Annotated in this window: 12 protein-coding genes and 1 pseudogene; 7 read left to right on the forward strand and 6 right to left on the reverse strand. The window is 62.0% G+C overall.

The window, feature by feature from the left end; all coding sequences use genetic code 11:
- Positions 1 to 14 precede the first annotated feature (14 nt).
- Positions 15 to 347 (forward strand): hypothetical protein, encoded by a 333-nt coding sequence (locus tag ACIPSK_RS12495; protein ID WP_026154268.1) that lies wholly within the window; start codon positions 15 to 17, stop codon positions 345 to 347.
- 55 nt (positions 348 to 402) lie between these two features.
- Here ACIPSK_RS12495 and gcvA read toward each other — a convergent pair whose 3' ends face one another.
- Positions 403 to 1299: a transcriptional regulator GcvA gene (gcvA, locus tag ACIPSK_RS12500; RefSeq protein ID WP_017965430.1), complete on the reverse strand. Its 897-nt coding sequence runs from the start codon at positions 1297 to 1299 to the stop codon at positions 403 to 405.
- Positions 1300 to 1400: 101 nt separating this feature from the next.
- Between gcvA and ACIPSK_RS12505 the strand changes: the two genes are divergently transcribed.
- On the forward strand, positions 1401 to 1604 hold the full coding sequence (locus ACIPSK_RS12505; protein WP_162116461.1) for a hypothetical protein: 204 nt from the start codon (positions 1401 to 1403) through the stop codon (positions 1602 to 1604).
- On the opposite strand, the gene xdhC is transcribed toward ACIPSK_RS12505, so the two are convergent.
- From xdhC to ACIPSK_RS12530, 5 genes and pseudogenes are all read right to left on the reverse strand, one after another.
- Complete coding sequence (gene xdhC, locus ACIPSK_RS12510; protein WP_162116462.1) at positions 1580 to 2395, reverse strand: xanthine dehydrogenase accessory protein XdhC; 816 nt, start codon at positions 2393 to 2395, stop codon at positions 1580 to 1582. The genes ACIPSK_RS12505 and xdhC overlap by 25 nt on opposite strands.
- Before the next feature lie 253 nt (positions 2396 to 2648).
- Positions 2649 to 3144 (reverse strand): annotated as a pseudogene (locus ACIPSK_RS12515) (endonuclease domain-containing protein); the annotation flags it as partial.
- Positions 3099 to 5441, reverse strand: a complete 2343-nt coding sequence (xdhB, locus tag ACIPSK_RS12520) for a xanthine dehydrogenase molybdopterin binding subunit (RefSeq protein WP_162116463.1) — start codon at positions 5439 to 5441, stop codon at positions 3099 to 3101. The gene xdhB and the pseudogene ACIPSK_RS12515, both read right to left, overlap by 46 nt.
- Positions 5442 to 5700: 259 nt before the next feature.
- Positions 5701 to 7167 (reverse strand): xanthine dehydrogenase small subunit, encoded by a 1467-nt coding sequence (gene xdhA / locus ACIPSK_RS12525; RefSeq protein ID WP_162116464.1) that lies wholly within the window; start codon positions 7165 to 7167, stop codon positions 5701 to 5703.
- A gap of 26 nt (positions 7168 to 7193) precedes the next feature.
- Positions 7194 to 7970, reverse strand: coding sequence for a 3-hydroxybutyrate dehydrogenase (locus tag ACIPSK_RS12530; RefSeq protein WP_162116465.1), 777 nt, complete (start codon positions 7968 to 7970; stop codon positions 7194 to 7196).
- 157 nt (positions 7971 to 8127) lie between these two features.
- Here ACIPSK_RS12530 and glpK point away from each other — a divergent pair, with 157 nt between their 5' ends.
- The 5 genes from glpK (at position 8128) to ACIPSK_RS12555 (ending at position 13628) form a co-directional block, all read left to right on the forward strand.
- Positions 8128 to 9621: a glycerol kinase GlpK gene (gene glpK, locus ACIPSK_RS12535; protein WP_162116466.1), complete on the forward strand. Its 1494-nt coding sequence runs from the start codon at positions 8128 to 8130 to the stop codon at positions 9619 to 9621.
- Between the two features lie 173 nt (positions 9622 to 9794).
- Positions 9795 to 10169, forward strand: a complete 375-nt coding sequence (locus tag ACIPSK_RS12540; RefSeq protein WP_017965421.1) for a YciI family protein — start codon at positions 9795 to 9797, stop codon at positions 10167 to 10169.
- The gene (locus ACIPSK_RS12545; RefSeq protein ID WP_162116467.1) at positions 10166 to 11425 is read left to right on the forward strand and encodes an RNA polymerase sigma factor; all 1260 of its coding nucleotides are present in this window, start codon (positions 10166 to 10168) and stop codon (positions 11423 to 11425) included. Before ACIPSK_RS12540 ends, ACIPSK_RS12545 begins: the two co-directional genes overlap by 4 nt.
- 100 nt (positions 11426 to 11525) lie before the next feature.
- The gene (locus tag ACIPSK_RS12550; RefSeq protein WP_162116468.1) at positions 11526 to 11993 is read left to right on the forward strand and encodes an SRPBCC family protein; all 468 of its coding nucleotides are present in this window, start codon (positions 11526 to 11528) and stop codon (positions 11991 to 11993) included.
- Positions 11994 to 12566: 573 nt separating this feature from the next.
- Complete coding sequence (locus ACIPSK_RS12555; protein ID WP_162116573.1) at positions 12567 to 13628, forward strand: LLM class flavin-dependent oxidoreductase; 1062 nt, start codon at positions 12567 to 12569, stop codon at positions 13626 to 13628.
- The last annotated feature ends 126 nt before the right edge of the window (positions 13629 to 13754 follow it).

The following is a 13754-nucleotide window of genomic DNA, read 5'->3' on the forward strand; positions in this document are numbered from 1 at the left end:
CGGAGAAGATGCCGATGCGCAGTATTCTGACGTGTGTGATGATTGCCTATGCGTCGTTGGCGACGGCTCACGACGCACCCTCGGGGTGGAGTTACGACCCCTATTGTTGTAACGGCGACAGTCATAATGGCGATTGCCAGATGATCCCATCGAAAAGCGTGGCAGTGACGCCAGGCGGATATCGTGTGACGCTGCTGCCGGGCGACCACCGGATGGTCACGCATGCTCATGTCTTCCTGCTGCCGATGACGAAGGCGATGCAATCCGGTGACAACGACTATCATCTCTGTCTGTTCCCGAACGAGGATACGCCGCGCTGTTTCTACGCGCCGGAGATGGGATATTGAAGGCGGGACCGCAGGACCGGACCCAGCTCATGAAACGGGTCCGGCGTGCGATGCTCTAATTTCCGGCTGCCTTCATCTCCTCAAGGATCCAGTTGCGGAAAGCCTTGATCTTCGGCACGTTGCGACGGTTTTCGGGGTAGACGAGCCAGTAGGCCTTGCCGTCGCTGCGGGTCAGTTCGAAGGGCTGATAGAGCCGGCCGAGCGCGATCTCGGCGGCATAGAAGGAAGGATGAAGGATGGCGACGCCATGGCCGGCGATTGCCGCGTCAGCTTCCACTGCCTGCGAGCCGAGCTGGTTGCGCGGGCGCCGATCGAGATCAGTCTCGGTGACGCCTGCTGCCTCGAACCATTGTTTCCACCAGATGTCGCCGGCGTCGAAGAGATCGAACTTCAGGAGATCGCGCGGCTCCCTGATGCCGCCTGCCGTCTCCGCCAGCTTCGGGCTCAGCATCGGCGTGAACTCCAGACCCATCAGTCGGTGCAGCGTCAGCCCCGGCCAGTTGCCGTCGCCCCAGCGGATGCCGACGTCGATCTGCTCGCGGGCGAAGTCGATGATGTCAGAGCTCGCCTGAAAGCGCACCGCGATTGCCGGATGCTTCAAGTGGAAGGAGCCGAGGCGCGGCGCCAGCCATTTCGAGGCGAAGGTATGGGTCGAACTGATCGCGAGCGTGCCTTCGACGCTGTCGCGCGCCGTCGCCATCGCGTCGTGCAGCATGGCAAAGGCTTCGGTCACCTTCGGCGCCAGCCGCTCACCGGTCTCCGTCAGTGCGATCTGGCGGGGACGGCGCAGGAAGAGCGGCTCGCCAACATTCTCCTCCAATAGCTTGATCTGATAGCTGACGGCCGTCTGCGTCATGCCGAGTTCATCGCCTGCCTTGGTAAAACTTCCAAGCCGGGCAGCGGCCTCGAAGACGCGCAGCGCATTCAGCGGGAATTGCTTCGACAGTTTCATGGATAAGTTCTCTTGATGCAGGCAGACGGTCGTTCGATTGGAATTGCAGCATTTTTGGCGGCAAACTGCAACTCATACCATCAATCTATCGAGGTGATCTCATGGACTGCCATGTTATCGAAGAGGGCCGGCCGCAGCAGAGAATCCAGATTTTCCGGCGTCTTGCCGGCTGGCTGGCAAGCGGCGCTGATCGTTTCCGCCGTCTACCCCGGCTCGATCTCAATGCGGCGCCCGATCGCGTCAAGCGCGATCTCGGTTTCCTCGACGGACGCGATCCCTACTACGAAGACGAACGCATGCGGTAGGCGCCGAGCGCCGTCAGGATCTCGGCGGCGGTCATGGCGGCGATCACCTCAGGGCGCTTGTCCCTGACTGCCGCGCCGCCGATCGGCAGCGTCAGCCGCTCCATCCAGCCGGGCTCTCCGCCGCCTTCACGGGAAAGCCAGCTTGCGAAGGTGGCGCGCTTGGTGGCCGAGCCGATCATGCCGGTATAGGCGAGATCCGGTCTTTCCAGCGCTTCGCGGGCGATAAGGAAATCCAGCGCGTGATCGTGCGTCAGGATGACGACCGCGCCGCCGGCCGGAATATCCTTCACCAGTGCTTCCGGCATCGGCATGAGCCGCGTCCTCGTCTCGGAAGGCAGGTTGGCGAGTTCCTCCCGCCGCGTCTCGACGACCGTCACCGACAGCGGCAGCGGCGCAAGGGCTGTTGCCAGCGCCCGGCCGACATGGCCGGCACCGAAGAGATAGACCTCCGGCAGACGCTCGACCTCACTGGTTAGCCTGGCCTCGATTTCTTCAGCAACCTCCTGCGTCACCCGGCGAAATCGCAACTGTGTACGCCCACCGCAGCACTGACCGATGCCAGGTCCGAGCGGGATATCCATCTGCGCCATTCCGCCGGTTCCCGCGAGCATGTTCCGCGCATTCGCGATCGCCATGAACTCGAGCTGCCCTCCGCCGATCGTGCCCCATAGGGCTTCAGCCGAGACGAGCATGAAGGTGCCGGCCTCACGCGGGGTGGAGCCCTGCGTGCCGGTGATATCGACGAGGATGCAGTCCGGGTGGGCGGCGAGGAAAGGGGGAATGTCGGTCATGGGTGGATAATCCCGCGACCTTGGGAGTATGGCGGAAAAACCCCCTCATCCGACCCTACGGGCCATCTTCTCCCCGCTGGGGAGAAGAGGGAGCATGCGGCGCTCTCAACGATCCTATCTGCGCTCTTACGTGTGGTGTCTTCTGGTACGGTGGCGGATTGCTTTGACAAGGCATATACGTGTCGCTCCCTCTTCTCCCCACCGGGGAGAAGGTGGCCCGTAGGGTCGGATGAGGGGGTGTGGTTCAAGCGCATCACGGTTTCACATCCTCGGGACGAACGATCGCAGGATAGAAGCGAAGAATATCATCTCGCTGGAATATCCGCCTTTCAAGTGCGGTAAGGATCGTTTCAAGGACTGCTCTTCGTTCTTTGGTTATTTCATGGTTCCAAAAACGCAGGACGGAATATCCAGCACCATTCAGCCACACGGTTCGTGCTTCGTCAGGCAAGTCTCCAGGATGATGAAACCCATCGATTTTGACAATCAGCCGTTCTTCCCGACACAGAAAATCGACGATGTAGGTCCCGAGTGGGACTTGTCGCGCAAATTTATATCCATTCAGCCGCCGGTCTCGCAGATTCCCCCAGAGCCGATATTCTTCCTCGGTTTCGTTCCTCCGCAGCCTGCGCCTAGCCGGTTTTGCCCGGCCGCCTTTTCGTGATGTCAGGTTCATCTTGCTGTGACATCGGGTTGTGTGTCGTTACGCCTTGGCCTTCATCCGCTCGACCGCCATCAGCACCCTCTCCGGCGTCGCCGGGGCGTCGAGCCTTGGGCAGACCTTGTAGTTGGCCACACTTGCTACCGCCATCGACAGCGCTTCCAGCACCGAGATCGCCAGCATCAAGGGCGGCTCTCCGACGGCCTTGGAGCGGCCGATGGTGGCCTCAGTGTTCTCGGACCATTCGGCAAGGCGCACGTTGAAGATCTTCGGGCGGTCGGAAGCGAGCGGGATCTTGTAGGTCGAGGGGGCATGGGTGCGCAGCCGGCCCTTGTCGTCCCACCAGAGTTCTTCCGTCGTCAGCCAGCCCAGGCCCTGCACGAAGCCGCCTTCGACCTGGCCCATATCGATCGCCGGGTTCAGCGAGCGGCCGACATCGTGGAGGATGTCGGTGCGGTCGATCAGATATTCGCCGGTCAACGTATCGATCGACACCTCGGTGCAGGAGGCGCCGTAGGCGAAATAATAGAAGGGTGTGCCGCGGCCGGCCTTGCGGTCCCAGTGGATCTTCGGCGTCTTGTAGAAGCCGGCGGCGGAAAGCTGGACGCGGGCGAAATAGGCCTGCTTGATGAAATCGGGGAAGGGGATCTCGATCTCGCCGACGCGCACGCGGTTCGGCAGGAAGGCGACGTCGGCGGCCCCAACATCCCATTTCTCGGCGGCAAAGGCCACCAGCCGTTCCTTGATCTGGCGGGCGGCGTCATAGGCGGCCATGCCGTTCAAGTCCGAGCCGGAGGAGGCGGCAGTGGCCGAAGTGTTCGGCACCTTAGCCGTCGTCGTCGCGGTGATCTTCACCCTGTCGATATCGACCTGGAAGCTGTCGGCCAGCACCTGCGCCACCTTGGTGTAGAGGCCCTGGCCCATTTCGGTGCCGCCATGGTTCAGGTGGATCGAGCCGTCCTGGTAGATGTGGACGAGGGCGCCGGCCTGGTTGAAGGCTGTCATGGTGAAGGAGATGCCGAATTTCACCGGCGTCAGCGCGATGCCCTTTCTGATATAGCGGCTGTCGCGGTTGAAGGCGATGATGGCGTTGCGCCGTGCCTGGTATTCAGCCGTTTCCTCCAACTCCTCGACGACGCGGGCGATGATATTGTCCTCGACCTCCTGGTGGTAGGGGGTGAGGGTGCGCCCGGAGCCCGGCTGGCCGTAGAAATTCAGCTTGCGGACATCAAGCGGATCCTTGCCGACCGCATAGGCGATCTCCTCGATGAAGCGTTCGGCGCCGAGCATGCCCTGCGGCCCGCCGAAGCCGCGAAAGGCGGTGTTGGAGACGGTATGCGTCTTCAGCGGCTTCGAGGTCAGATGCACATGCGGATAGAAATAGCTGGAATCGGCATGGAAGAGGGCACGGTCCGTCACCGGTCCCGAGAGGTCCGAGGAGAAGCCGCAGCGCGCCGCATAGGTCGCGTCGACCGCGTGGATACGGCCTTCGGCGTCGAAGCCGAGCTCATAATCGACGAGGAAATCATGGCGCTTGCCGGTGGCGCTCATATCCTCGTCGCGGTCCGGACGGAATTTGACCGCGCGGCCGAGCTTCTTGGCGGCGATGGCGGCAAGCGCTGCGAACTGATTTCCCTGGGTCTCCTTGCCGCCGAAGCCGCCGCCCATGCGGCGCACGTTGACGGTCACGGCGTTCGAGGGAATATCGAGCACGTGGCCGACAATGTGCTGGATCTCGCTCGGATGCTGCGTCGAGGACCAGACGGTGACCTCGTCGTCCTCGCCGGGGATGGCCACAGCGATATGGCCTTCGAGGTAAAAATGCTCCTGCCCGCCGATGCGCATCTGACCTTTCAGGCGCATGGCGGCATTCGTCATTTCCGTATCAGGCTCGCCGCGCCGGAGCGTCATCGGCGTGATGACGAGCGGGCCGCCATTGGCGAGCGCGCCGTCAATGTCGCTCCAATGCGGCAGGTCGCGATAGTCTACCTTTGCCAGCAGTGCGGCACGGCGGGCGGCATCACGCGTCTCGGCGATGACGGCAAAGATTGGCTGGCCATGGAACTGAACTAAAGTTTCGGCCAGCAGCGGCTCGTCATGGCTGCCGTTGGAGCTGACGTCGTTGACGCCAGGGACATCCTTGCCGGTGAAGACCCAGACGACGCCGGGATGCGCGGCGACCGCAGAAAGGTCGATGCTGAGGATTTCGGCATGCGCCCGGTCGGAGAGGCCGAGGGCGCCATGCAACAGACCTGCGGGTTCCGGAATATCGTCGATATAATCGGCGGTTCCGGTGACATGCTTATGCGCTGAATCATGCCGCAGCGAGCCGTGCATCGGGCCTGATATGTTAAGCTTACGGTCTTCGAAGGTGGACTTATCCATTAGCGCCTCCCTGCCGAAAGGTTGCCCATCGCCGGTGCTCCCGGCGCTAGCGGCCTAATGCCGCTCGCCCCCCTCATCCGCCCTACGGGCTCCTTCTCCCCGCTGGGGAGAAGAGAGAGGAGCACGTGGTGCTGTCTCAGCGAAAATTCAGCCTTGATGGTTTGGCGCTGGCCCTGCGGCATGTCTCTTCTCCCCAGCGGGGAGAAGGTGCCGGCAGGCGGATGAGGGGGGCGGCTGGCGCTTACGGTCGCTTTTTTCATCACGCCAACTCCTCGAACCGCTTCAGCTCCGCCGGCGCGCCGACGGTCTCAAGATAGAACCGCGTCAACAGGTTCTTCGCCGTCAGCTGGCGGTATTCCGCCGTGGCACGCCAGTCGGTCAGCGGCTGGTAATCGGCGTCGAAGGCGGGGCGGGCTGCCTCGATCGTCGCTTCCGTCCATGGTTTGCCGATCAGTTCGGCTTCCACCGTGCGGGCGCGTTTCGGCGTCGCCGCCATGCCGCCGAAGGCGATGCGGATGTCGGTGATCATCTCGGCCTCGTCAAGGGTCAACAGGAAAGCGCCGAGCACGGCGGTGATGTCCTCGTCGCGGCGCTTGGTGATCTTGTAGGCGGCAAAGCGGCTGGTTCCCTTGGGATAGGGCACGTAAACGCTTTCGACGAATTCGCCGGGTTTCCGGTCCTGCTTGCCATAGGCGATGAAGAAATCCTCGAGCGGCAGCGTGCGCGTGCCGTTTGCGGAGCGCAGCGTCAGCGTCGCGCCGAGCGCGATCAGCGGCGGCGGGCTGTCGCCGATCGGCGAGCCGTTGGCGATGTTGCCGCCGATCGTGCCCATGTTGCGCACTTGCTCGCCGCCGATGCGATCGATCAGCCGCCCGAGCGCCGGGATTTTCTTGGAGGTTGCCTCGAAGGCCTTGGTGTAGCTGACGCCGGCGCCGACGGTGATGCCGTCTTCGCCTTCCGTGACCGACTGCAATTCGCTGAGGTGATTGATGAAAACCACCGGGCTCAGCCTGCGCATCTGCTTCGTCACCCAGAGGCCGACATCGGTCGCGCCGGCGACGATGGTCGCGTCGGGTTCCTGCGAAAGGATTCCTGCCAGCGCCTCCATGGAAGCCGGTACGATCAGCCGGTCTTCGCCATTCGTAATGCTGATGGTGCCGCTCGCCTGCATCGCCCAGAGCCGGGCGACGATTTCTGAACGCGTCCGCTGCAATGGATCGAAGAGCGTGCTCGGCCGCATCATGCTTACCTGCTCGGCGGCCCTGACGATCGGCTCATAGCCGGTGCAGCGACAGAGATTGCCTTGCAGTGCCTTTTCGATTTCCTGGCGGCTGGGCTTTTCCTTGGCGAGCCAGAGACCGTAAAGCGACATGACGAAACCAGGGGTACAGAAGCCGCATTGCGAGCCGTGGCAATCGACCAATGCCTGCTGCACCGGATGCAGCGCGCCGTCTCTGCCGGCCAGATTCTCCACCGTCACCACATGCGTAGCGTGTAAGGAGCCCATGAAACGGATACAGGCATTGACCGATTCATAGGTAAGCTTGCCATCGGCCAGCCGGCCGACGAGCACGGTGCAGGCGCCGCAATCGCCTTCCGCGCATCCTTCCTTGGTGCCCGTCAGCCGCCGCTTCAACCGCAGAAAATCGAGAAGCGTCTCGGTTGGCCTGACATCGGTGAGCGTGATGTCCTCGCCATTCAGGATGAAGCGGATACTGTCGTTCATGATATTCCCGGTTGTTTTTCCAATGGTTAAGCCGCTGTCCAGCCACCGTCAATCGAGATGTGCGTTCCGGTCACCTGCCGGGCGGCATCGCTGGCGAGGTAGAGCGACAGTGCGCCTATTTCCTCGGCCTTGACGAATTCATGCGTCGGCTGCGCCTTGAGGATGACCTCGCTCTTCACCTGCTCCTCGGTCATGCCGCGCGCCTTGGCGGTGTCCGGTATCTGTTTCTCGACGAGCGGTGTCAGTACGTAGCCGGGGCAGATGGCGTTCACGGTCACGCCGAATTCGGCAAGCTCCAGCGCCGCCGTCTTCGTCAGGCCTAATATACCATGTTTTGCCGCGACATAGGCGGATTTGAAGGGGGAGGCGACGAGCCCGTGGGCCGAGGCGATGTTGATGATGCGGCCGTACTTCTTAGCCTTCATCAACGGGATCGCGGCGCGCAAGGTATGAAAGGAACTCGACAGATTGATCGCGATGATCTGATCCCATTTCTCGATCGGGAAATCCTCGATCTTCTCGACGTGCTGGATGCCGGCATTGTTGACCAGGACATCGACGCCGCCGAAGGTTTTCGCTGCCGTTTCGATCAGGTCAGCGATCTCGGCGGGCTCGGTCATGTCGGCCGGATGGTAGATCGCCCGTCCCTTCGATACTGATTCAAGCCGCCCGACGATCGCCTTGATTTCATCGGCTTTTCCGAAACCGTTGATAACGACGTTGTCGCCCGTTTCGGCGAAGGCAGTGGCGATCGCAAGGCCGATGCCGCTGGTGGAACCGGTGACGACGACTGTTCTGCTCATGCTGTTCTCCCTGAAATCACGATGCTGCGTTGCAGCGTTGGCTGCGAGGTTATGCCCAAAGCCGGCGGGCTGGCAATTCCGCTTTATTCGCTTTTCTCGCCCGCATCCGTGTCCTATTGATTTGTCACGACAATTGACATGCTGAGGGAGGGTTTTCATGAGCGGATATGTTCTGGCGATTGATCAGGGAACGACGTCGACGCGGGCGATCGTTTTTAATGGCGACATGCAGGTCGTCGGCAAGGGCCAGAAGGAATTCACCCAGATCTATCCGCGCTCCGGCTGGGTCGAGCACGATCCCGAGGAGATCTGGGATTCGGTCGTCTCCACCGTCCACATGGCGCTGCGCGATGCCGGGATCGAGGCTAGGGATCTTGCAGCACTCGGCATCACTAATCAGCGCGAGACGGTGGTCGTCTGGGAGCGCGAGACGGGCCGGCCGATCCAGAATGCCATCGTCTGGCAGGACCGGCGCACGGCAAGCTATTGCGACAATCTGAAACGGCAGGATCTGGAGCGGCTGTTCACGAAGAAGACCGGCCTTATCCTCGATCCTTATTTTTCCGGTACCAAACTTTCCTGGATGCTTGCAAACGTGAAGGGCGCGCGGGCGCGCGCTGCCAGGGGCGATCTCTGCTTCGGCACGATCGACACCTTCCTGATCTGGCGGCTGACGGGTGGGAAGAGCTTCCTCACCGACGCCACCAATGCCTCGCGCACGCTGATGTACAACATTGCCGAAAACGCCTGGGACGAGGATCTGCTCGATATTCTGAGGGTCCCCGCCGCCATGCTGCCTGAAGTGAAGGATTGCGCCGCCGATTTCGGCACGGTCGATCCTGATATTTTCGGTGCTGCTATCCCGATCCTCGGCGTGGCCGGCGACCAGCAGGCGGCAACCATCGGCCAGGCGTGTTTTGCGCCGGGCATGATGAAATCGACCTACGGCACCGGCTGCTTCGCGCTGCTCAACACCGGCGCCGACATGGTGCGTTCCAAAAATCGACTGCTGACCACTATCGCTTATCGCCTGAACGGCGAGACGACCTATGCGCTGGAGGGTTCGATCTTCATCGCAGGTGCCGCCGTGCAATGGCTGCGGGACGGGCTCGGGATCATCGGCAGCGCCGCGGAGACCAACGCGCTTGCCGGAAGGGCAGATCCGACGCAGGAGGTCTATCTCGTGCCCGCCTTCACCGGCCTCGGGGCGCCGCATTGGGATGCCACGGCACGGGGGGCGATCTTCGGGTTGACGCGCAACAGCGGCCCGGCGGAACTCTCCCGGGCGGCGCTGGAAGCCGTCTGCTATCAGACCCGCGACCTGCTCGATGCCATGCAGAAGGACTGGAAGAACGGCACTGACGACACGGTGCTGCGCGTCGACGGCGGCATGGTGGCCTCTAACTGGACGATGCAGCGCCTTGCCGACCTGCTCGATGCGCCGGTCGATCGCCCGGTGATCCTGGAGACGACGGCGTTGGGGGCCGCCTGGCTCGCCGGCAGCCGGGCAGGGGTGTGGCCGGACCGGGACGAATTTTCGGCGATGTGGAAACGGGATCGGCGGTTTGAGCCTGAGATGGACGAGAAGGTGCGGGCGGCAAAGCTCAAGGGTTGGAAGAACGCGGTCAAACGGACTCTAAGCGAGGGGTAAGAGGCAGGCGGCGCCGCGATATAATTCCGCTCGTTCCCGGGAGATGCCCAGCTATTTCTGGGGCTACTGCGTCGCCGTATTCGGGAACATCACGAATTTCCGGTCAATAATTTTTTGATGCGGCCTGTCGGGTAAGCGGTTACTCCTTCGTCATTCAAAAAGAGGAGTGAGCGATGCTTTATGCAATCCTTTGTTACGCCCATGAGGAAACCGTCTTCGCCTGGACCAAGGAGGAGGAAGCTGCCGTCATGGAGAAACTCTACGCCGTGCAGGAGCCGCTTGCCGCATCCGGCAGGCTCGGCCCTGTCGGAAGGCTGATGCCGACGACGGCTGCGACCACGGTGCGCAAGGGCAGGGACGAGCCCTTGGTCATCGATGGGCCTTTTGCGGAAACGAAAGAGGCGCTTCTCGGCTTCTACGTGGTCGACTTCGAAACGCTCGACGAGGCGATCGCCTTCTCGAAGCAGCTTTCATCCGTCAATCCAGGTTCCACCTCTTACGAAATTCGGCCTTTCTACGTCTTCAGGCCCGGAGATGCTTCATCATGACAGACATTGCCTGGATCGACCTCGCGCTTGCCTCTGCCCGCCCGAAGGCGCTCGGCGCGCTGCTGCGCTATTTCCGCAATCTCGATACCGCGGAAGAGGCGTTTCAGGAGGCGTGTCTGAGGGCGATCCGGACATGGCCGGAGAAAGGGCCACCGCGCGATCCCACGGCCTGGCTGATCTTCGTCGGACGAAACAGCGGCATCGATGCGGTGCGCAAGCGGGCGAAGATCCAGGCTTTGCCGGATGAGGACGTCATCTCCGATACCGAGGATGCCGAAAGCGACATCGTCGAGCGGCTGGACGATTCCCATTATCGCGACGATATTCTGCGGCTGCTGTTCATCTGCTGCCATCCCGATCTACCCGCGACCCAGCAGATCGCGCTGGCGCTGCGCATCGTCTCCGGCCTTTCAGTGCCGCAGATCGCACGTGCCTTCCTGGTTTCCGAGAGCGCCATGGAACAGCGCATCACCCGGGCCAAGGCGCGCGTCGCCAGGGCAGGTGTGCCTTTCGAAACACCGAGCCCGCAGGAGAGGGCCGAGCGGCTCTCGATCGTCAGCACGATGATCTACCTGATCTTCAACGAGGGCTACAGCCAGGCGGATCCCAGGCATGAGGCGGCTGCCTTCAGCGACGAAGCGATCCGGCTAGCTCGGTTGATGCTGCATATCTTCCCGTCGGAACCGGAGCTGATGGGGCTGCTTGCACTGATGCTCCTGCAGATCTCGCGCCGGCCGGCTCGCTTCAACGCCGGGGACGAGATCGTGCTGCTCGAAGATCAGGACCGGTCGCTCTGGAACCAACCCTTCATCAACGAGGCTTTAGCGCTGCTCGACAAGGCGCTGCGCCATCGTCAGCCCGCTCCTTATCAGATTCAGGCAGCCATCGCCGCTGTTCATTCCCGTGCAAAACGCGCCGAGGATACAGATTGGGTGGAGATCGATCTGCTCTATCGCGCGCTGGAGCGTCTCCAGCCGTCGCCTGTCATAACGCTAAACCGGGCCGTCGTCGTCTCCAAGCTCCAGGGTGCGCAGGATGCGCTCGACCTCATCGATCCGCTTGCCGAAAAACTCGGCGGCTATTTCTACTATCACGGCCTGCGGGGCGGACTGCTGAAGCAGCTTGGCATGACCAGCCAGGCACGAGAGGCCTTCGACCGCGCCATTGCGCTCGCCCATTCGGCCGCTGAAGCAGCTCATATCCGCCGGCAGATCGACAAGATGCAGGAAGAGGCCACGCAGCCGATCGCAAAATAAAATGCGAAAAAGCCTATGCGTTGTCGGAACGGCGAACTTCGACACGTCCTTGTAACAGCCTGACAGGAAACAGGTTTCATGCAAATGGAGAGATGTCGACATGACCGCCAGCACGCAACATGAACTCGTCCTCGTTCGCGAATTCGACGCGCCACGCGAGAAGATTTACAAGGCCTGGACCGATCCCGCCTTGCTCAAGCAGTGGTTCGTTCCGCGTCCCTGGGGTGTGACCGAAGCAACGCTCGACGTCCGCCCCGGCGGTTCCAACGTCGTCGTCATGCATGACCCCGAGGGCAATCAATACCCGAACCGTGGCGTCTATCTCGAAATCGTCGAAAACGAGAAGATCGTCTTCACCGATGCCTACACCAGCGCCTGGGTGCCTTCCGAGAAACCTTTCTTCACGGGCGTCATCCTGCTCGAAGATCTCGGCAACGGTCGCACCAAATATACCGCCAAGGCGCTGCACTGGCGCGCCGAGGACAAGGAAGCACACGAGAAGATGGGTTTCCACCAAGGATGGGGCAAGGCTGCGGACCAACTGGCGGAGTTGCTGGCGAAGATGTGAGCGGCGCCGCGAGACCGCGTCGTCCTAACGTTCAAGCAAGATTTGAGGCGGTTCGAAAGATGATTCCGCCGGTGCTGCGAAGCCATTGAATTCAGGTTCGAATTGATTGTTCTGGTCGGTCCGGAGCCTGGATCGCCCCGGATTTATTCTATGCTCGCAACCTCCGTGATCTTTTTGCCCGGCCGAGGAGAAGCGGGACAAGGACGCTGCCACGAATCTCTTCTCCCCAGCGGGGAGAAGGTGCCGGCAGGCGGTTGAGGGGGTGAGCGGCGGTGCCGCGAATGCTCGTAGCGGAAGCGAAGGGCAATCAATGACGTAGTGCCGGGTGGCCCCCTCATCCGACCCTTCGGGCCACCTTCTCCCCGCTGGGGAGAAGAGGGAGCCAAGGCACAAGACTCCAGCGGCGCCGTGTCCACGGCGCAAGGACTCTTTGCCGTCTTGCGGTGAAGTCCATCGGCCGTCCGAAACACAATGCCGCCCATCGAAATTCTCGAACATTCCGTTCCAGAATTTGTATTTGCGCTCTATCCCCGGCATCCTTATCTCAACCGAGAATTCAACAGGATGCCGATGATGGAACTGGGGCTTTACACTTTCGCCGACGTCAATCCCAACCCTTCCCGCAGCAAGGGCGCGGAAGCGGCCGAACGGCTGAAGTATCTTATCGAGGAAATCGAGCTTGCCGATCAGGTGGGGCTCGACGTCTTCGGGCTCGGCGAACATCATCGGCCGGATTATGCGGCGTCGGCTCCCGCGGTCGCGCTGGCGGCTGCCGCCGTCAAGACGAAGAGCATCCGCCTGACAAGTGCGGTCACCGTGCTCTCCTCCGATGATCCGGTGCGCGTCTTCCAGCAGTTTTCGACGCTCGACCTGATTTCCAACGGCCGAGCCGAGATCATGGCCGGGCGCGGTTCCTTCATCGAGTCCTTCCCGCTGTTCGGCTACAATCTCGAAGACTACGACCAGCTTTTCGAGGAGAAGCTCGATCTGCTGCTGGCGCTGCGCGACAGAGAGGTTGTGGAGTGGAAGGGCGAGCTTCGCGCGCCGATCAACGGGCGCGGTGTTTATCCGAGGCCGCTGCAGGATCCGTTGCCGCTCTGGGTCGCGGTCGGCGGTACGCCACAGTCGGTGGCGCGCGCCGGCGCGCTGGGCCTGCCGGTGGCGCTGGCGATCATCGGCGGCGAGCCGCGCCGTTTTGCGCCGCTCTTTGATCTCTACCGCGAGGCCGCGCGCCGGGCAGGGCAGGATCAGGCGAAGCTGAAGACCAGCATCAACGTCCACGGCTTCATCGCCGATACGACGGAGGCCGCCGCCGACCAGTTCTACGGTCCGCAGGCCGAGGTGATGAACCGCATCGGCCGCGAGCGCGGCTGGGGGCCGACGAACCGGTCGCATTTCGACATGTCGCGCGGTCCGAACGGTGCGCTCTTCGTCGGAGATCCCGAGGTGGTCGCCGAAAAGGTCATCGCCCATCACGCGCTTTTCAAGAACGATCGCTTTCTGCTGCAGATGGCGATCGGTCTGATGCCGCATGCCGAGATCATGCGCGGCATCGAGCTTTACGGTACGAAAGTCGCGCCGATCGTCAGAAAGGCGTTGACTGATAGCAGCGAAGAGGCGAAAGCCACGGCTTGACGAGCGCATAACGCCGAAAATCGAAATCGATTTCCGGAAAAGATTATCCGCAGACGAAGGGACAGAGCGTCCTTGGGCCTCCTGTTGGAGGCGCCGCGCTCTAGGGCGGCCACGGCCGTCCTGCGC

It is taken from the genome of Rhizobium sp. LARHSG275 (assembly GCF_052871115.1).